General features: G+C 67.1%; 16 protein-coding genes. 10 read left to right on the top strand and 6 right to left on the bottom strand.

Translation table 11 applies throughout. The annotated features are described in order from the left end of the window. Window positions 1–14: 14 nt before the first annotated feature. The 3 genes from GXW78_RS20400 (at window position 15) to GXW78_RS20390 (ending at window position 3,255) form a co-directional block, all read left to right on the top strand. Window positions 15–1,232, top strand: a complete 1,218-nt coding sequence (locus tag GXW78_RS20400; RefSeq protein ID WP_211870742.1) for a Bug family tripartite tricarboxylate transporter substrate binding protein — start codon at window positions 15–17, stop codon at window positions 1,230–1,232. Between the two features lie 62 nt (window positions 1,233–1,294). Then, window positions 1,295–2,047, top strand: a complete 753-nt coding sequence (locus GXW78_RS20395) for an enoyl-CoA hydratase/isomerase family protein (protein ID WP_211870741.1) — start codon at window positions 1,295–1,297, stop codon at window positions 2,045–2,047. Continuing rightward, window positions 2,044–3,255 (top strand): CaiB/BaiF CoA transferase family protein, encoded by a 1,212-nt coding sequence (locus GXW78_RS20390; protein ID WP_338147798.1) that lies wholly within the window; start codon window positions 2,044–2,046, stop codon window positions 3,253–3,255. Before GXW78_RS20395 ends, GXW78_RS20390 begins: the two co-directional genes overlap by 4 nt. Window positions 3,256–3,464: 209 nt before the next feature. On the opposite strand, the gene GXW78_RS20385 is transcribed toward GXW78_RS20390, so the two are convergent. Together GXW78_RS20385 and GXW78_RS20380 are read right to left on the bottom strand one after the other, a co-directional pair. Beyond that, on the bottom strand, window positions 3,465–4,433 hold the full coding sequence (locus GXW78_RS20385) for a Bug family tripartite tricarboxylate transporter substrate binding protein (protein ID WP_211870740.1): 969 nt from the start codon (window positions 4,431–4,433) through the stop codon (window positions 3,465–3,467). 11 nt (window positions 4,434–4,444) lie between these two features. Further along, window positions 4,445–5,896, bottom strand: coding sequence for a sulfatase-like hydrolase/transferase (locus tag GXW78_RS20380; RefSeq protein ID WP_211870739.1), 1,452 nt, complete (start codon window positions 5,894–5,896; stop codon window positions 4,445–4,447). Window positions 5,897–6,084: 188 nt separating this feature from the next. Here GXW78_RS20380 and GXW78_RS20375 point away from each other — a divergent pair, with 188 nt between their 5' ends. Both GXW78_RS20375 and GXW78_RS20370 read left to right on the top strand, forming a co-directional pair. Then, window positions 6,085–7,068, top strand: a complete 984-nt coding sequence (locus GXW78_RS20375) for a LysR family transcriptional regulator (protein WP_211870738.1) — start codon at window positions 6,085–6,087, stop codon at window positions 7,066–7,068. Then, entirely contained in the window at window positions 7,065–8,015 is a 951-nt protein-coding gene (locus tag GXW78_RS20370) for a formylglycine-generating enzyme family protein (RefSeq protein WP_211870737.1), read from the top strand. Before GXW78_RS20375 ends, GXW78_RS20370 begins: the two co-directional genes overlap by 4 nt. A gap of 24 nt (window positions 8,016–8,039) precedes the next feature. Here the strand turns inward: GXW78_RS20370 and GXW78_RS20365 are convergent, their stop codons facing one another. Beyond that, a complete protein-coding gene (locus GXW78_RS20365; RefSeq protein ID WP_211870736.1) occupies window positions 8,040–8,981 on the bottom strand; it encodes a LysR substrate-binding domain-containing protein in 942 nt (313 codons plus the stop codon). A gap of 84 nt (window positions 8,982–9,065) precedes the next feature. Here GXW78_RS20365 and GXW78_RS20360 point away from each other — a divergent pair, with 84 nt between their 5' ends. From GXW78_RS20360 to GXW78_RS20345, 4 genes are read left to right on the top strand one after another with little or no spacing between them, the layout of a single operon-like run. Beyond that, on the top strand, window positions 9,066–9,716 hold the full coding sequence (locus tag GXW78_RS20360; protein ID WP_211870735.1) for an HD domain-containing protein: 651 nt from the start codon (window positions 9,066–9,068) through the stop codon (window positions 9,714–9,716). A gap of 37 nt (window positions 9,717–9,753) precedes the next feature. Continuing rightward, the gene (locus GXW78_RS20355) at window positions 9,754–10,728 is read left to right on the top strand and encodes a Bug family tripartite tricarboxylate transporter substrate binding protein (protein WP_211870734.1); all 975 of its coding nucleotides are present in this window, start codon (window positions 9,754–9,756) and stop codon (window positions 10,726–10,728) included. 57 nt (window positions 10,729–10,785) lie between these two features. After that, window positions 10,786–11,934 (top strand): mandelate racemase/muconate lactonizing enzyme family protein, encoded by a 1,149-nt coding sequence (locus GXW78_RS20350; RefSeq protein WP_211870733.1) that lies wholly within the window; start codon window positions 10,786–10,788, stop codon window positions 11,932–11,934. A 27-nt stretch (window positions 11,935–11,961) separates the two neighbouring features. Continuing rightward, complete coding sequence (locus tag GXW78_RS20345; RefSeq protein WP_211870732.1) at window positions 11,962–12,945, top strand: tripartite tricarboxylate transporter substrate binding protein; 984 nt, start codon at window positions 11,962–11,964, stop codon at window positions 12,943–12,945. A gap of 136 nt (window positions 12,946–13,081) precedes the next feature. Here GXW78_RS20345 and GXW78_RS20340 read toward each other — a convergent pair whose 3' ends face one another. Further along, window positions 13,082–14,212, bottom strand: a complete 1,131-nt coding sequence (locus GXW78_RS20340; protein WP_211870731.1) for an acyl-CoA dehydrogenase family protein — start codon at window positions 14,210–14,212, stop codon at window positions 13,082–13,084. Next, on the bottom strand, window positions 14,209–15,387 hold the full coding sequence (locus GXW78_RS20335; protein ID WP_211870730.1) for an acyl-CoA dehydrogenase family protein: 1,179 nt from the start codon (window positions 15,385–15,387) through the stop codon (window positions 14,209–14,211). Before GXW78_RS20335 ends, GXW78_RS20340 begins: the two co-directional genes overlap by 4 nt. Window positions 15,388–15,517: 130 nt before the next feature. Here GXW78_RS20335 and GXW78_RS20330 point away from each other — a divergent pair, with 130 nt between their 5' ends. Then, window positions 15,518–16,363: an IclR family transcriptional regulator gene (locus GXW78_RS20330; RefSeq protein WP_272876881.1), complete on the top strand. Its 846-nt coding sequence runs from the start codon at window positions 15,518–15,520 to the stop codon at window positions 16,361–16,363. Here the strand turns inward: GXW78_RS20330 and GXW78_RS20325 are convergent. Beyond that, on the bottom strand, window positions 16,281–17,747 hold the full coding sequence (locus GXW78_RS20325) for a class I adenylate-forming enzyme family protein (RefSeq protein WP_246522460.1): 1,467 nt from the start codon (window positions 17,745–17,747) through the stop codon (window positions 16,281–16,283). The genes GXW78_RS20330 and GXW78_RS20325 overlap by 83 nt on opposite strands. Window positions 17,748–18,004: the final 257 nt, after the last annotated feature.

Genomic DNA, 18,004 nt, shown 5'->3' with positions numbered 1-18,004 from the left:
AACCACCCGATCTAGTGGACCGCCTCGAAGCCGCTTGCGCGTCCGGCCATGCCGGGACAGCCTCCACCAACATTCGTCATGACGGGCTGGCCATTCGGCAGCGCAGCAAAAGCGTCGATCCGCAGGTGTCTGATCAACCCGGCCACAAAGAGCACGGGTGCAGTAAAGGAGGGAATGCAATGAGTGACGCGCCGCAACAAGGCGACTGCCGCATGGACAGGGGTGATCCACGCTGTCGGGCGACCTCCGACTGCCGGCGGCGCGCGCCGTGCCGACGGGATATCCTACGCGTCGCGGCGGTGTCGCTGCTGGCGTGCCAACCAGCAACCGGGCGGGCTCAAGAAGCCTCGCGCCCGATAACGCTCGTCGTTCCCTTCCCGGCAGGCTCGAATACCGACGTCGTCACGCGCGCGCTCGCGCAGCAACTGCAGGAGTCGCTCGGTCAGCCCGTCGTCGTGGACAATCGTCCGGGCGCCCAGGGGACACTGGCGGCGGCCCATGTCGCCCGAAGCCAACCGGATGGCCAGACATTGCTCATGGGCTCTTCGGTCATGTTCGTGGCAGGCAGTCTGATCCGAAACCTCCCCTACGATCCTGTCGGGAGCTTCCAGCCCGTCTCCGGCGTCGGTTCGACCTCCATGATCTTCATGGTGCAGGCGACGTCACCGATCCGGACCATCGCCGATTTCCACGCTCGTGCCCGGCAATCCGCGCAGCCGATGACGATTGGCTTCGGCTCTCCATCCGGGCAGGTCGTTTTGGCGCTGTTCGCGACCGCGAGCGGCACGCGCCCGACCGCCGTCAGCTATCGTGGCATACCTCAGACCATGACGGACCTGGCCGGTGGCCATATCGACGCGGCGGTCGTCGATCTGGGCAGCGGGCTCGCACAGATGCGCTCGGGGCATGCCCGTGCGATCGCCGTTTCCGCCGGCGCGCGAAGTACGCTCGCGCCGGACGTTCCGACGCTGCAGGAAGGCTTCCCATCGGCCGAGATGTCGCTCGAGACGATCATTGCGGTGCAGGGGCCGGCGCGCATGCAGCCGGACGTGGTCACGCGCCTCGATGCCGCGATCCGAGCGGCACTGACGCGGCCAGCGTTGCAGGAGCGCTTTGCGACGGCGTCGACTGCGGTCCTCACACTGGATGCGGCCGGGCTCGATTCACGAATCAGGGCGGACAATGTCCGTTGGGAGGCGCTGATCCGGCAGGCTGGCATCCAGCCCGAATAGCGTCGCGCAGCGGCCTCATGGCCTAGATCAACTGACGGAGGGACATCGTGATAGACTACGAGGTGCGCGGCGGCGTCGCCGAGATCACCTTCGACAACCCGCCTGTGAACGCGATAACGGATGCGTTCATGGATGCCTTGTTCGCAGCGCTGGACAGGGCACGCGAGGATTCCGAGGTGCGCGCGGTAATCATCGGGAGCGCCATCTCGGGGCGCTTTTGCGGAGGGCTCGATCTGCCCTCCTTCCTGCGTGGCGCACCGGCCGACGCACATCGCATTGTCGGGAAGATCTACGCCAGGCTCAGCGATCTCCAGTTTCGGCTCGGCAAGCCTTCGATCGCTGCCATCAATGGCGCGGCGCGGGGTGCGGGCATGTCCATCGCGATCACCTGCGACGTCATCATCGCGGCAGATCACGCGACCTTCGGCTATCCGGAACTCGACGTCGGGCTCCTTCCCGCAATCCATTTCTGCCATCTCCCGCAGATCGTGGGGCGGCATCGGGCATTCGACCTTCTGTTCACGGGTCGCGCATTCGACGTGCAGGAGGCGATGTCGCTGGGCCTGGTTATGCGCCAAGCGCCGGAAGCCGAACTGATGAACGAGGCCCGCCGTTACGCCGCGACACTCGCATCCAAGTCTCCTGCCTTGATGCGGTTGGGCAGAGACGCCTTTCTCCGCACGGCGGCCGCAGGGTATCGCGAACGATCGGAGGCCGCTGTCGACCTGGTCTCAACGGTGTTCGGCATGGATGACTGCAAGGAAGGCCTCGCGGCCTTTGCGGAGAAACGCAAGCCGGTATGGGGGCAGAAGTGAGCGGCGAAATGCGGCGCGGAGCCCTCCAGGGGCTCCGGGTTCTCGATCTGTCGCGGGTCATGGCCGGTCCGATGGCGGGTCAGATCCTAGTCGATCTGGGCGCCGACGTCGTTAAGATCGAACGTCCGGAGAGGGGAGACGATACGCGGGAATGGGCGCCTCCGTTCATGCGGGAGCAGCCGATGTCTCCCCGCGACGAGTCTGTCTACTTCTGGACGTGCAATCGCGGGAAGCGTTCAGTGGTCGCCGACATTGCAAGCGAAGCGGGCCAGGATCTGGTTCGACGGCTCGCTTCGGAGGCTGACGTTCTCATCGAGAACTACAAGGTCGGATCACTTCGCAAATACGGCTTGGATTTCGGCAGCCTCGCTGCGCTGAACCCGCGACTGGTGTATTGCTCCATAACCGGATTTGGCCAGACGGGGCCGTACAGCGCCCGGCCGGGATATGACACGGTCGTCCAGGGCATGGGCGGCCTCATGAGCATCACGGGGGATCCCGATAGCGTCCAAGGCGGCGGCCCACGAAAGTCCGGCATCGCCGTTGCCGATCTCATGACGGCATTGCACGCAGACGTCGCGATCCTCGCCGCGCTCCGGGAACGCGACGCGTCGGGTCTCGGCCAGCACCTCGATCTCTCGCTGCTGGACGTCCAGGTCTGGGCGTTGACGAACATCGGCCTGGGCTATCTCGCGACGGGCAAGCTCCCGGTGCGTGCCGGCAACCGCCTAGCCACTGTCTATCCCAGCGACAGCTTCAGATGCGCCGATGGCGACATCATGATCATCGTCGGCAATGATAGCCAGTTTCAAAGCTTCTGCACCGCGCTCGAGCTGTTCGACGTGGCACGCGACGATCGCTTCACCCGCAATGCAGCGCGGCTGTCTCATGTCGCTGAACTGGCGCCGATCATCGCCGCCGCGCTTCGGACAAGAACGGTGGCGGAGTGCCTCGCTCTCCTTCAGGCGGCGGGGGTTCCGGCAAGCCCGATCAACAACTTGGCCCAGGTGTTTGACGATCAGCATGTCATTGCGAGGGAGTTGGTCCAATCGGTGACGCTGCCGGACGGCGGCGTTGCACGTGTGGTTCGCAATCCCATCCGGATGTCGCGATCGTCGACGGAGAATCCCCATTCCGCGCCCAAACTCGGCGAGCATACGGACCAGGTGATCGCTGCCAGCCGAATTCTGGATGGCAAGTCCAGCTAGCGCACCTCGGGTGCTTGTTTTGCGCCCCAGTGAGATAGGGCCAACGCCTCACTCCGAGCAGAAGAAGGATGAGTGAGGTGGAGCGGCCCTCGACAATCGATGGCGATAGAGCGGGAGGCTAAGGCGGGGCCTCGCGGCCATTCCCGGGTGGCGTTGTCTGCGCCATCTCGGAGTTCAGAACAGAGACCAGCCGAACTGTCGACGGATCGCTAGTCCTGCACGGCAATGCCCGTTGCGCGCACGACGGCACGAAAGCGATCCCGCTCGGCCTGAGCGAAGGTTGCGTATTGCTCGACCGTGGAGCCGGCCGGCTCGGCGCCATTCATGACGAACACCTGACGGATCTCCGGATCCTGGATGGCGCGATTGGCTGCGGCATTCACCGCGTCCAGGATGTCGGCCGGCGTGCCCTGGCGCGCCACGATGCCCACCGTGTTCGACATGTCGAAGCCGGTGAGGCCCGCCTCGTCCAGTGTCGGCACATCGGGCAGGGCAGAGCTGCGTCGCGGCACCGCGACGGCAAGCATCCGAAGCCGGCCTTCCTGCGCCTGCGGCAGCAGCGGTGGCAGCCCGGAGACCACGGCCTGCGTCGTTCCCGCCACCGTGTCGGCCACCGCCGGCGCCGCACCGCGATAGGCGACATGGACAACGTTGATGTCGGCACGCAACGCCAGGTACGCCGCCGTCAGGTGCATCACGCCGCCGCGGCCGGAGTTGGCGATGTTCAGCTTGCCGGGCTGGGCCTTGGCGAGCGCGATGAACTCGCCCATCGTGCTCGCCGGCACGGATGGATGCACCGCCACGCCGACAGGCGTGATGCCCATCAGGGCGATCGGCGCGAAGTCACGCACCGCATCGTAGGGAAGATCCGCCTCGAGCAGCGGTTTCACCGCCAACTCGCTGCCTGACGCAAACAGCAGCGTCGTTCCGTCCGGTCGGGATTGCGCCACCGACAGCGAACCCACGGTCCCGTTGCCGCCCGCGCGGTTCTCGACCACGACGTTCTGGCCCAGATGCGTCCGCAGACCTTGTGCGACCGCCCGGGCCATCAGGTCCGTACCCCCGCCGGGCGGATAGGCCACGACCATCCGGATCGGCCGCCCGCCGGCTATCTGGGCGCGCGTGGGACGGGCCAGCGTCAGCGCCGGTGCCGCGAGAAGCAGTGAACGTCGATTCATGGTCGCCTCCCTCAACCCACGGGCGGTGGCGTATAGGCCATCCGCTCCTTCTGACTGATGCGTTCGGTGCCACCATACTCGTCGATCTTGCGCGACTGGGCGGCGATCGCCTCGGCATCGACGGTCTCGGGATCGAGCATGGCGCGCAGCCGGGCCTCGAGCGCCGCAAGCAACGCCGCGTGGGCCGGATCGCCCGCCAGGTCGTGCAGCTCCTCCGGATCCGCCTCGAGATCGAAGAGTTGCGGCGCGGCGCCGACATAGTGGATGTACTTGTGCCGCAGCGTTCGCAGCATGAAGACGCCGTTGGGGCAGTAGGTGTGCAACTGCGATAGCGCAGCCTTGTCCTTGGGCGGCGCACCGGCCAAGGCAAGCAGGGATTCGCCTGGCAGCGCGAGTTCCGTGATTGCGTCGGCCGCGCCCACCGCATCGAGGATCGTTGCCGCGACATCGCACAGCGTCACGGGCGTCGGGCAGGCTGTCGCAGCGGGCACATCCGGCCCTGCCATCAGCAGCGGGATGCGCGCGCTTTCCTCGTACATCGTGCATTTGCCCCATAGGCCGCGCGAGCCGAGATTGTCGCCGTGGTCCGACGTGTAGATGACGCGGGTATCGTCCGTGATGCCGGCCGCTTCCAGCGCGGCGAGGATCTTGCCGACATGGTCGTCCATGAAGGAGACGAGGCCGTAATACCCCGCCAGGGCGCGGTGCAGGTCGTCATCGCTGCGGAAGTGCCGGTAGTGGTCGGAGCGATGGCCGTAGCCGCGCAGCCAGGGATGCGGAAGCCGCTCCTCCACGGGTGCGTCCCACAGCTTCGGCTTCGGCAGGTCGCGATCGGCATAGCGGTAGTAGTGCTCGGGCGGCGCGGTCAGCGGAAAGTGCGGCGACACCATCGAGACGAAGAGCACCCAGGGCTTGTCGGTATGCCGCGGCGCGCTCTCGCGCAGCCAGGTCTGCGCCGCGGCGGCGACGCGGCGATCGTAGATGGAGTACTCGCTCTCGCCCGGCCCGGACTGGGCAAGAAGCTTGCGCGCGCCGGCCTCGCGGACATCCGTCGGGTCGCGCAGCAGCATCGTGACGTCGCCGGTGCCGTTGGTGATCTGCATCGGCAGGATCATCTCGCTGAAGCCGTAATCCTGGCCTGGATGCCCTTCGAAATGCAGCTTGCCGATCGAAGCGACGTGATGGCCGCGATCCCGCAGCGCCTTGTGCCACGACGGCATGCGGCCGTCATAGGCTATGGCGTTGTCCCAGCACCGGCTGCGATGCACCGGCTGGCCGGTGGCGAAGGCGCCGCGGGCGGGAACGCAGATGGGTGAGGGCGTGTAGGCCGCATCGAACCGGGTGCCGCGCGCCGCGAGCCGATCGAGATGCGGCGTGGCGACCACGGTGTCGCCCGCATAGCCGGCGATCTTCGGATTGTGCTCGTCCGACATGATGACAAGCAGATTCCGAGCCTTGGTCATGCAACTGTTCCCTAATGCGCGGGCATCATTGAAGTTGATGCCGCCGTCGCTGCCGATCGTCGGATCGAGCCTAGATTGCGGCGACGGGAGGCGACTACGATGGTGATCATGGAATCCATGCCGGATTGGCATAACGCGTGGCGTCGCCTTGATCTCGGTCGCGATGCCGCCGCGGGGCGGGGCGACGGATGAACACCGATGACATCGGATACTTCCTGGCGGTCGCCGGCAGCCAGAATCTCAGCGCGGCGGCGCGACAGCTCGGGATTTCCCAGCCGACGCTGACGAAATCCGTGGCGCGGCTGGAACGCGCGCTGGGCATGCAGTTGTTCGAGCGGAAGGCGCGCGGCGTCGTCCTCACGGAATCGGGCCAGATCTTCGCCGCGCATGCGCGCGACATCCATGCCAGGATCGAGGATGCGAGCATCGCGATGCGCGACCTGCGCAGCGGTCGCGCCGGGCTGGTGCGGATCGGGGTAGGGATCGGCATTCCGCAGATGCTTCTCGCCGACGCGGTGCGGCCGCTGATGCGGCAAGGCATGATGATCGAGATGCTGGGCGGCACGCCGGCGATCTTTGGACGCCTGCTGCTGAACAGCGAGATCGATTTCGCTGTCGCGGGTTCAGGCTTCGCCAATGATGGCGACCTGATGTGGAAGCCGCTGTTCCGCGACCCGCGTGTCGTCGCCGCGCCGGTGAACCATCCGCTGCATGATCGCGCGGGCGTGTCCTGGCCTGACCTCGCAACGCAGACCTGGCTGGTGCCCGCGACCGGAACCGAAGCGCGCGGCTGGTTGGAGCATCAGTTCGGCAGTCGCGGCCTGATGTTTCCCTCGGCGATGGTGGCATTGCGCGACCACCCGTTTCCCTTGCGGCTCGGCGTAACCTTCAACGCGCTGGCCCTGCTCGAACGCTCGCGTCTCGGGCCCTCCGAATTGGGGCACGCCTATCGCGAGGTCGCCATGACGTCGTCGGATGACCTCTTCGATCGCTCCGCCGGGCTGGTGTGGCGGGCCAAGGGCTATCTCAGCCCCACCGCGCTGCGCCTGATGAAGCAGATCGAGTCGGCAGCGCGCGTCATTGCAGGTGCCGGGGGCACCGTCGATCATCGTGCGCCGAGGCGTCGTTCCACGGCGCCGCGTGCGAGGCGCACCACGGAGGAAACGCGATGATCCTGCCGCCGGACGGTACGAAGGCCTGCTGCGTCCCCGGGCGCGGCGCGGTCGCCGGCGCGGCACCGGCCCCGATGGCGCAGCGTGCGCATCCGTCGGTAGCATCGGTCGTCGTCGCCATTCCGGGCGGGCAGGGGACGATCGGCACCGATGCCCCGGTCTTTCGCGCTGACGGCGAAGGGCCGGCGCGGCGCATCTCGCTCCGCCCCTTCCGCATCGACGCCCAGGCCGTGACGAATGCGCGTTTCGCTGCCTTCGTGGCGGGAACGGGGTACCGGAGCGATGCCGAGCGCTACGGCTGGTCCTATGTCTTCCGCGCGTTCCTGCCGCCCGGCGCGGCAGTGGAAAGCCCGCCGCAGACGCCATGGTGGGCGAAGGTCCAGGGCGCGTGTTGGTCGGCGCCTGAAGGCCCCGGGTCATCCACGGCGGATCGTGCCGATCATCCGGTGATCCATGTGTCCTGGAATGACGCGGCCGCCTACGCCGCCTGGTCGGGGGGAAGGCTGCCGACGGAGGCCGAGTGGGAACACGCCGCGAGGGGCGGCGATCGGAAGGCGCGGTTTCCATGGGGCGCGGACGAGCCCGACGACGCCAATGCCGGCCATTGCAACATCTGGCAGGGCAGCTTCCCGCAGAGCAACACGGCCGCCGACGGCTTCGCGGGGACCGCGCCTGCCGACAGCTTCGCGCCGAACGCCTATGGCCTGTTCAACATGTGCGGCAATGTGTGGGAGTGGTGCGCGGATGCGTTCCGCGTGCGCTCTCTGTCCTCCATGGCGAAGGCACGCAATGCGGTGGCGGCATCCGCCGGCGAACGCGTGATGAAGGGCGGTTCGTATCTCTGCCACGAGAGCTATTGCTACCGCTATCGCATCGCGGCGCGGACGGGCCACAGCCCTGACACGTCGGCCGGGCACACAGGGTTCCGCATCGCTTATGATGGATAGTCGCGATGGGCCTGGCCCCCGTCCTCAGCGGAACCCCGCTGCCTCCGTGACCGCCAGCAGTTCCCGCCGGAATTCCAGCGCGAGCCGCGACAGTGGACGGTGCCGCGGTTCGATCAGGCGCGCGACGCTCACCATCCTCGGCCGCAGGGGCACTGCCACGAGATCGGGCGCCGCGACGCACATGCCGCCGAAGCCGTCCAGCACCGCGACACCCGCGCCAGCACGCACCAGCGCGCCCGCGATCGTCGCCTGCGGCACGTCCATGGCGATGCGCAGCGGCACATTCGCATTGGTGAAGGCGCCTTCCAGCATGGTGCCGATCGGCCAGCCGCGCCCCGGGCAGATCAGCGAAAGACCCTGCAGGTCGCTGGGCGTCACGCTCGATCGTTCAGCCAGGGGGTGACCCTTCGGCATGACGCAGGCCAGCGCCGATGCGCCGAGTTCGCTGACGCGAACATCCGCCTGGCCGACCGGCCCGACAACCGCCCCGAGATCGGCCGCCTGGCTGCTGACGATGGCGGTGACCTCCGCCGCCCGCCCGGTCTGCACGACGACCGACGCATGCGGTCGCGTCTCGCGGAACCGCTGGATCGCCAGCGGCAGCAGGCTGTTGGCGAGGGACGGGATGGCCGCGATGGTAAGGATGCCCGACCGCCCGACGCGCAGGTCATCCGCCAGGCGATGCACGGCGTCGAGCGCGCCGAAGGCCTTCATCGTCTCCGGCAGCAGGGCCTGAGCCTCAGCCGTAGGTCGCAAGCGCCGGCCATCCCGGACAAACAGGTCGAAGCCCAGCCGGTCCTCGACCTGCTGCAGCATCTTGCTGACCGCGGGCTGCGACGTACCAAGGCTGCGCGCCGCCTCGGTGACGCTGCCCACCTCCATCACCTGCCGGAACACCTCCAGCTCCCGAAGCCGCAGACGCATAACCTGAATCACATGAATGCTGTCGAAAGAGATATTTTCCATATGGATTCCGCTGGCACAACCTGAAGCGTAAGCGGCCCGGTTCCGAGGGCAGCGGCGAGTGGGGAGAGAAGCACCGTGCATTTCATGGATCGCCGCGTCCGGCGGCCGGTCACCCAGGCCCTGCGCGATGCCGTCGTCGAGGATTTGCCGGAACTCGCCGACATCGCCGATGCCGAATTGCGGGCCAAATGCATCGAGGCCTGGGCCTACGCCCTGTCAGAGAGCAGCTTCGCCCGCGTGTCGGACCTGCCGGGGGAAGGCAATCCCGGCATGTTCCCGCTCAAGCGCGGCGACCAGACGGTGCATCTGCGCGGCGTCACGCAGATCGCCCTGTCGATCGCCGACAACTTCACCACGACCTTCCCGGAAGCGAACATCAACCGGGACATCGTGCTGGCCGGCGGCCTCGTGCATGACGTTGGCAAGCCCTGGGAGTTCGATGCGGAGAACCGGCGCCGCTGGGAAGGCGACCCGTCCCAGACCGGCCTGCCGTCGCTGCGCCACTCGGTGTATGGCGCGCATATCTGCATCGCCGTTGGCCTGCCGGAGGAGATCGCGCATATCGCGCTCGGCCATTCCTTCGAAGGCGATGGCGTCATCCGCAGCCTGGAATGCCTGATCGTCCATCGCGCCGACAGCCTGTGGTGGGCGGTGGCAGGCGGCTGTGGCCTGCTGCAGCCGAGCAGCGACCCGGTCCTCGCCGGACGGAAGATCGCACCGCGCGCGCTCCGGTAAGCGCGTCAAGCAAACGAACAACGGGAGGAACAACGGGATGCGCTTCACCAGACGGGTGCTGGCCTGCTTTGCCGTCGCGCTGCTGTCGTGTTTTGCGCCGGCCGCGCGGGCGGAATGGCCGGACCGGCCGATCCGCCTCATCGTGCCCTTCGTGCCCGGCGGCAGTTCGGACATCCTGGCGCGGCTCATCGCCGCCGGGCTGCAACAGAGGCTCGGCCAGCCGGTGGTGGTGGACAATCGCGGCGGGGCCAATGGGCTGCTCGGCATGGCGGCGGCCGCGCAGGCGCCGGCCGATGGCTATACCCTGGTCATCGGCCATATCGGCACGCACGCGATCAGCCCGCTGATCGTCCGCACGGCCGGCTTCGAGACGAGCCGCGACTTCACCACCATCGCGATGGTCGCGCGCGCATCGAGCGTGCTCGTCGTGCCGGTGGATGGGCCGGCGCGCGACGTGCCCTCCCTGATCCAGCAGGCGCGCTCGGCGCCGAGCCGGTTGTCCTACGGCTCGCCCGGCGTTGGGTCGCCATCCCACGTCGCGGTGGTGATGATGGGCCAGATCGCGGGTTTCCAGGCCGAGCATGTGCCGTATCGCGGCAACGCTGCGGCGCTGACGGACATGATCAACGGCACGCTGCACTTCATGTTCGCCGGCCCCGCCGAGGTTGCGGAACTGCTCCAGTCCGGCCGTCTGCGGGCCCTCGCGACGTCAGGGGAGCAGCGTTCGGCCGCCTATCCGCAACTGCCCACGGTCGCGGAGGCCGGCGTTCCCGGCTTCTCGCTGGCCGTCTGGCACGTGCTCTCGGTGCGGTCGGGCACGCCGGCGCCGATCGTCGCGCGGCTGCGCACCGAGACGGCGGCGGTGCTGATCAGCGACGCGGTGCGCGAGCGGCTGACGGCGCTTGGTCTGGAACCGGGCGGCACCAATGCCACCGAGGCCGACGCCTTCATCGCCGCCGACATCGCCAAATGGAGCCGCCTTGTGCAAGAGGCCAACATCCGAGCCGACTGAAGGCTCATAGCGGACCAACGCTGCACCGCCGTCACGCGCGGCGGGACTGGAGGATGGGTGAAGATCATCGGCCTGCGTGGCTACCATCTCGGCTTCTCGCCGAGCCCGGCACTCGGCAACGCCTCGACCTTCATCCGCCGGCGTGACTTCCTGCTGGTCCAGGCGATCGGCGAGGACGGGACGGTCGGCTGGGGCGAGGCCTTCTCCTCGCCCTTCGCGGCGGCCGCCTTCATCCGGGCGCGGCTGGCGCCGCTGGTGCTCGGGCAGCCGGTGCAGGACCTTGGCCGGCTGTATCACGCGATGGCCGGCACGCTGAACTATGACCGGCGCGGTGCTGGCATGATGGCGATCTCGTCCATCGACATGGCGCTGCACGATCTCGCCGCGCGCAGCCTCGGCGTCAGCGTCGCGCGCATGCTGGGCGGCGCGCTGCGCGACCGGATGCTGGCCTATGCGAGCGGACCGTTCATCGCCGAGGGCCCGGACCCTTACAGAGAGTATCCCGGCCAGGTCGATGACCTACTGCGCCGCAACTTCCGCGCCATCAAGCCGCGCGTTGGTGTCGCGCCGCATCGCGACGGCGAGGTGATGCGCGCGATGCGGCGGCAGGTTGGGCCGGATGCGGCGCTGATGGTGGACATCAACCAGGGCTACGCCGTCGGTGCCGCGCTGCAAAGCGCGCGACACATGGAGGATGCCGACCTCCTGTGGATTGAGGAACCGCTGCAGCCCGAGGATATCGGCGGCTATCAGGCCGTGGCGCAGGCGACGCGCTGCGCCATCGCGGGTGGGGAGGCACTCGGCAGCCTCGCGGCGTTCCGCGACTTCCTGCAGGCGCGCACCTTCTCCGTGCTGCAACCGGACATGGGCGTCTGCGGCGGCTTCAACGGCTTCCGGCGCATCGCGGCGCTGGCCGATGCCTTCGACGTGCCGGCGATGCCGCATGTATTCGGCACGCTGGTGAACGCCCATGCCGCGTTGCAGATGGGGTCGCTGCTGGTGCCGCGCCGCGGCGGCGGTCCGATGCCCTATCCCTTCATCGAGATCGACGTGACGCCGAACCCGTTGCTGACGCTGCTCGGACCGATGGACCCGGCGGCCGATGGCACGATCGCGGTGCCGGACGCGCCGGGCCTCGGCTTCGAGCTCGATCCGGCACGACTGGCGCCATGGCTTGGTGAGCAGTGGCAGATCGATGCCGCCTGACGCCGCGACACGACCAGGGAGGAACAAATGAATTCGATGACCATGGGCCGGCGATCGCTGCTTGCGGGCGGGATTGCGCTGGGCGCGGCCGCGCGACCGGCCTTGGCGCAGGCGTGGCCGAGCCGGCCGGTGCGGCTGATCGTGCCCTACCCGCCGGGCGGGGCGAGCGACATCACCGCGCGGCTGCTCGCCCAGGAACTCAGCACCGCGCTGGGCCAGTCCTTCGTGGTGGAGAATCGCGGCGGCGCTGCCAGCATCGCCGGCACGCAGGCCGTCGCGACCGCGCCGGCGGATGGCTACACGCTGGGCGTGATGGATACCGCCTTCGTCGTGAACCCCGCGCTGTTCGGCTCGCGGCTGCCCTATGACACGCGGCGCGACTTCACGCCGGTGTCGCTGCTCGTCCGCGCGCCGCTGGCGCTGGTCGTGCCAGCCTCGTCCCCGTGGCAGACCGTCGCGGAACTGATCGCGGAAGGCCGCGCGAAGCCGGGCGCGCTGACCTTCGCGTCGGCCGGCAACGGCACGGCGGTCCACATGGCCGGCGAGCAGTTCCGCCAGGCGGCGGGCTTCGACTACGTCCATGTGCCCTATCGCGGCGGCGGTCCGATGATCACGGATCTCCTCGCCGGGCGCGTGCAGATGGCCTTCGGCACAGTGCCGGCCATCGCCGAGCATGTCCGTGCCGGGCGGCTTCGCGCGCTGGCCGTGACCGGGGCGGAGCGGTCGCCCCTGCTTCCCGATGTGCCGAGCATGGCCCAGGCAGGTCTGCCGCAGGTGGACGCGGCCCTGGTGAACATCCTGGTGGGGCCGGCCGGTTTGCCGGAGCCGATCGTCGAGCGCCTCGCCGGCGCCGCGCGGGCCGTCGTCACCAGCGCAGCGATCCGGGCGCGCCTCGCGGAACTTGGCTTCGAGCCGGTCGGCAGCACTGCCGTCGAGACACGGGCGGGCCTGGACGCGGACATTCCGCGTTGGGAGCGGATAGTGCGGGATGGTGGCGTGACGCCAGACTGACAGGGGCGTGGGCGCTAGCCAACCACCATGGTCCCTCTGGGCACTAATGCCATCGCACTGCTGTGCTGATCGGTGGTGGAGTACCAGTGCGTACGAGCAATTGCACAGGGCGCGTATGGTGATCCCCACGCACCGCCTAAGGCCATCCGAATACTGCCTTGGAGAAGTGTTCAGTCCAGAGCTCGCTGTTGCCGAATAGGCGCTCGTTGACGACGGCTCGCTTGAGGTAATGGCCAACTGGGAACTCATCGGTGATAGCAATTGCGCCGTGAAATTGGACTGCCTCTTCGCAAACACGGCGAGCACTTTGGCCCACATCAGACTTAGCCGCAGCAATCGCGGCAAGGCGTTCCTTAGGATCAGCAAGGCTGTAGGCCTGAGCGGCTCTCCAACCTAGGGCGTCTGCCTCCTCACACGCGATGTGCATGGCCGCAATGCGATGCCGAATAGCCTGAAACCCCGAAAGCGCCTGTCCGAACTGACGGCGGGCGCGAACGTGCTCGACCGTTGCTGCCAGCGCCGCCTTCATCACGCCTACTGATTCAGCAACACATCCGAATGCTCCTGCGAGGCGCGCTACGTCCAACAACTCATCGGCCTCGGGACCGACAGCCAGCAGACTATCCGGCCCAACTCGGGCACCATCAAAAAGAATCTCGCCAGCGGTCCGCCCATCAATGAGGCGATAGGGGCGGATCATGACGCCAGCGTCGTCCGGACGAATGAGCAGGACAATGCGCTGTGCGTCGCACCTGGCGCTCAAAAGGAGGTAGTCGGCGGTCGGCGCGCCTAGGACGACCGACTTATGGCCAACTAATCGCCAGCCGCCGTCCATGGGCGTCGCTAAGGTAGTAATGATGTTGGGGTGTTTTCCTTCTGGCTCGTTAAGTGCTAGCGACAGTTGTATTCGTCCTGCGATCAACTCCGGAAGCAGGCGGTCGCGGACTTGCTTCCGGCCGTGCGTGACGAGGGGCCAACCACAGACGACCACGCTGGAGAGGTAGGGTTCCAACACTAGGTAGGCGCCCAATCGCTGGAGCAGCATCCAACTTTCGACCGCGCTGCCGCCGGCTCCGCCGTAGTCCTCCGGTAGTGACAGTCCAAGCCAGCCAAGGTCCGCAAAGCGACGCCACAGGGACCGCTCAACATTTCCGGTCCCCTGCAGGTAGATATTCCTGCGTCTGAAGTCGTACTCCTGCGACAAGAAATTGTTAGCGGCCTCCTCAATCGCAAGAAGATCCTCTCCAGGGCTGGATGACATGCTCATCGGCCAAGGACCTGCTGCGCTATCAGGTTTCGCATGATCTCGCTGGTGCCCGCGGAGATCGAGGCCTTACGCCAAAACAGATAGAATGGCGTCACTGTCGCGGCATCATCGGGGCCAATAGGTATCTCATTCTGCCAGCCGTTCTGCATGACGTCCGGCAGATAAGGCAAGCCGTACAGGCCAAGGGCTTCGCTCATGAGCCACGAGGCCTCTTGTTGGAGCTCAGTGCCCAGAAGCTTGATGATGGATGCGCCGGAAGCATTGGCGGGGTCCGGCGAGTCCAGGGCACGCATGACGAGGACCTCCAGCGACCGGAGCCGAATGGCCGCCCGGGCGACGCGTGAGCGCAAACCTGGCTGTGCACCTGGGTTCGCTTGAACCGTCCGGATCAAACGATCGAGCAGTGCCCTGGCACGCCCGACATCTGCATTGAGAATCCTCTCGTGGCCGACCGTCGACTTAAGTAGTCCCCAGCCTTCATCCTCCGGGCCGACGCGGTCCGACACGAGTACCCGGACATTGTCGAAATAGACCTGGTTCAGGACGTGCATGCCATCCAGCGACGGTAGCGGCCTGATCGAGACACCGGGATCTTTCATGTCGATGAGCAGGATTGTGATGCCGAACTGCTGTCGGTCTCCCGTTGCAGTTCTAGCGAGCAACATGCAGCGATCCGCCCACTGGGCAAACGTCGTCCAGATCTTCGTCCCGTTGACGACGTACTCATCCCCGATGCGCTCAGCATGGCACCTGAGGCTTGCGAGATCCGAGCCTGCCTCCGGCTCTGACCAGGCCTGGCACCAAATCTCACTGCCATCGAGGATCCGCGGTAGGTACTTGGTGCGCTGTGCATCGGTGCCATGGGCGATGAGCAGCGGCCCGACAATCGTCAGCGCCATTGGAATGATCGATGGCGCACCGGCTCGCGCAGCTTCCTCGTCATAGATGTGCCGCTGGAGGATGCTCCAGCCGGCACCTCCATGCTCCGTGGGCCAGCCAGGTGCCACCCAGCCCCGGCCATGCAGGGTACGGTGCCAAAACATGAGCTCATCGCGCGACAGCGTATGGCCGGCCTTCGTTCTCGCCGCCAACTCAGGCGGCAACGCACTCACGAGGAATCGCTGTACTTCGGCACGGAACCCGCCCAATTCGTCTGCCACCGGAACGTCGCTCATTCGACCCGAACCCAAAGGACGTGCGATCGTGCTGCAGGCGGCACCAGCCCGCCAAGGCGCCCGTCGTTGTATTCACGGATGTGAATGCCTAGCCTCGGCGGGATCGGAACTCCACGACGGAAAATCGGTGATGCCTAACACGAGGACTGCTGCCGCGCCGGTGAAGTCGGCAAAGCGTGTGCTCGAGGTATTCGAGTTGTTCGACAAGCTCCGTCGTCCAGCGAGCGTGACGGATGTCGCCACCTACCTAGGCTACCCAGCCTCAAGCACAGCCGTTCTCCTGCGGTCGCTGGTCGACCTGGGCTACATGAAACAGGACCCGCGGGATCGACGGTACACGCCGACACCGCGGATCGCCCTGCTCGGGGAGTGGGTTGGCATTGCCACCTGGGGCGGGGGGGATGTCAGCGACCTCATGGAGCGCGTCTATGCCGCGACAGGTCAGGTCACCATTCTGGCCGGGCGTCTGGGTCTCGATGTCCAGTATATGGCCATCATCGAGCCTGACAGCGGGGACATGACGTACATGCCAGGGGCAAGGAGGCCTCTGTTCCATACGGCCGCCGGTATCGCGGTGGTCGCGAGCTACGCCGATGCCGTGATTGGCCAACTCGTCCGGCATTTCAACGCGGTCCACCCACCCGAGAAGCGGGTTGGCCTCCCATCGATCATGCGCGCCATCGAGGAGACACGTCGCCGCGGCTACGCGAAGGTCGTGGATAAGGTGCGCGTCGGCCGTGGTTCGGTGGCGATGCTCCTGCCCCTCGACCCCCTGCAGGATCGCCCGATCGCGCTCAGCGTCAGTGCCGACACGGAAGTCCTCCGCAGGCACGAGACGGACTTCATCGCCGCGATGCGCGAGGGCATCGAAGGCTGGCGAGGTGCCGGCAAGGTCAGCCGGCCGACGCGAATAGCTTCAGCGCGGCCTGGCGGTCGATCTTCATCGTCCCCGTCCGGGGCAGGGAAGGCACGATGAGGAAGCGGACTGGCACCTGGTAGGCGAGTAGGTGGCTGCGGCTGAAGGCGGCGAGATCCTCGCTGGAAGGCGGCAGGACGCCATGGCGACACTCAACAGCCGCTACGGGGACCTGGCCAAGGCGATCATCCGCTAGTCCAAGGACGGCGGCGTCCGCTACGGCTGGATGTGCGCGCAGGATATCAGCCACCTGGCCGGCGAGCACCTTGAAGCCCCCACGATTGATGGCGTCGTCCGCCCTGCCATGCAGCGTCAGGAACCCATCGGGATCGATGGCGGCAAGGTCAGTGGTGCGCATCCAGCCCGGTCCAAGACGGTCGGCCTGAACCTCGAGGATGCCGAGTTCGCCCAGAGCGACCACCGCCCCATCTGCGGCATCAACGACCTGCAGGCGGACGCCCGGCCTAGCCCTGCCGACCGAGCTGCTGCGATCAGGGTTCTCGGCGACGTCATCGGGGGACAGGGACGTCACGATGCCGCAAAACTCCGTGGCGCCGTAGTGGCTGAGGACGGGGATGGAAAAGCGCTCCTCGAAGCGGGTCCGTACGCTGTCCCCCAACGGTGCGGACCCCGTCCTCAGCGCCCGGGCCGAGGAGAGGTGCGCTGGGTCGACATCCGCGTCCAAGACCATCTGCATCGCCGCCGGCGGGAGCCAGAGCCAGGAGGGGCCAAGACGTCGGACCGCCTCCGCCCACTCGGCGGCCCTGAACCGCTCCATGAGAAACGCAGGACGTCCCTCAGCCGCAAGGAGCATCAGCAGATACATGCCGCTGATGTTGGCCAGGGGCTGGAAGAGGATCGACGGCGAGGTCTCCCCGGGCTCCTCGCATTCCCCGAGCATGGCCGTCAGATCCGCCATGGCTGACAGGGTAGCCCGACGGCCAAGCGTCAGGCGCTTGGGCGCCCCGGTCGTGCCGCTGGTCAACATCACGACCAGGGCGTCAGGGTCGATAGCCTGAGGCGCCCACTCCACACGTACGGGGGTCTCGACGTCGAAGGTCGGTGAGCCATGCTCCGCAACGGTCATCCCCAGGACGCCTGTCGTCCGCATTGCATTGGCGACGGCATCTGCACGGAGGTCGTCAGGGCTTCCCAAGACGACCTGCACTCCGAGCCTGAGGATGTCGGCCGCCAGGCCATCGGGCGACTGAATGGAGGAGATGACGACCGCGGGGCGACCGGTCGCCATCAGTCCAAGAATGGCGCCTGCCTGGGCTGGCCGGTTCCGTGCGATGACGGCGATGGGGGCGCGCGACGGATAGGTGACCGCTGTGAGCGCTTCCTCGAGGCGCGTCGCGTTCTCGCCGACCCACTGCCAGTCATACCAGGTGTCGCCGAAGCCGAGCGCCGGGCGTCCCGGAGCCTGCGTCCAACGGCTGCGCATCGTCTGCGCGAGGCCATCCGTTTCCATGAGCGGGGACTGTCGGGACCCACGCGCATGGCGTCAACGCACCGTCCACGCTCCAGCGATCGCATTCACAGATGTGAATAGTCAGGGCCAGTCCTTGGCCGGTTCCGCACGCCGATGCGATGTTTGTCACCAAGCGGAGGAAATGGAGCGCATGGCACAGTCCGGCGCCTGGGCGACCAGTGCTATTCGGGCATGCCCAAAGGGGCAGGGCCTAGCCACAGCGAGTGCTT

Origin of the sequence: Neoroseomonas terrae (assembly GCF_018129025.1) — a bacterium.
Taxonomy (GTDB): Bacteria; Pseudomonadota; Alphaproteobacteria; order Acetobacterales; family Acetobacteraceae; genus Neoroseomonas; species Neoroseomonas terrae.
The sequence above is the reverse complement of the archived record's forward strand: the minus strand, read 5'-3'. Positions and strand labels throughout refer to the sequence as shown.

Coding starts and splice junctions, on each gene's coding strand:
- GXW78_RS20345 (WP_211870732.1), top strand. CDS start 11,962: ATGAATTCGATGACCATGGGCCGGCGATCGCTGCTTGCGGGCGGGATT.
- GXW78_RS20325 (WP_246522460.1), bottom strand. CDS start 17,747: ATGCGCAGCCGTTGGACGCAGGCTCCGGGACGCCCGGCGCTCGGCTTC.
- GXW78_RS20365 (WP_211870736.1), bottom strand. CDS start 8,981: ATGGAAAATATCTCTTTCGACAGCATTCATGTGATTCAGGTTATGCGT.
- GXW78_RS20375 (WP_211870738.1), top strand. CDS start 6,085: ATGAACACCGATGACATCGGATACTTCCTGGCGGTCGCCGGCAGCCAG.
- GXW78_RS20380 (WP_211870739.1), bottom strand. CDS start 5,896: ATGACCAAGGCTCGGAATCTGCTTGTCATCATGTCGGACGAGCACAAT.
- GXW78_RS20370 (WP_211870737.1), top strand. CDS start 7,065: ATGATCCTGCCGCCGGACGGTACGAAGGCCTGCTGCGTCCCCGGGCGC.
- GXW78_RS20340 (WP_211870731.1), bottom strand. CDS start 14,212: ATGAGCATGTCATCCAGCCCTGGAGAGGATCTTCTTGCGATTGAGGAG.
- GXW78_RS20385 (WP_211870740.1), bottom strand. CDS start 4,433: ATGAATCGACGTTCACTGCTTCTCGCGGCACCGGCGCTGACGCTGGCC.
- GXW78_RS20355 (WP_211870734.1), top strand. CDS start 9,754: ATGCGCTTCACCAGACGGGTGCTGGCCTGCTTTGCCGTCGCGCTGCTG.
- GXW78_RS20360 (WP_211870735.1), top strand. CDS start 9,066: ATGGATCGCCGCGTCCGGCGGCCGGTCACCCAGGCCCTGCGCGATGCC.
- GXW78_RS20335 (WP_211870730.1), bottom strand. CDS start 15,387: ATGAGCGACGTTCCGGTGGCAGACGAATTGGGCGGGTTCCGTGCCGAA.
- GXW78_RS20330 (WP_272876881.1), top strand. CDS start 15,518: ATGCCTAACACGAGGACTGCTGCCGCGCCGGTGAAGTCGGCAAAGCGT.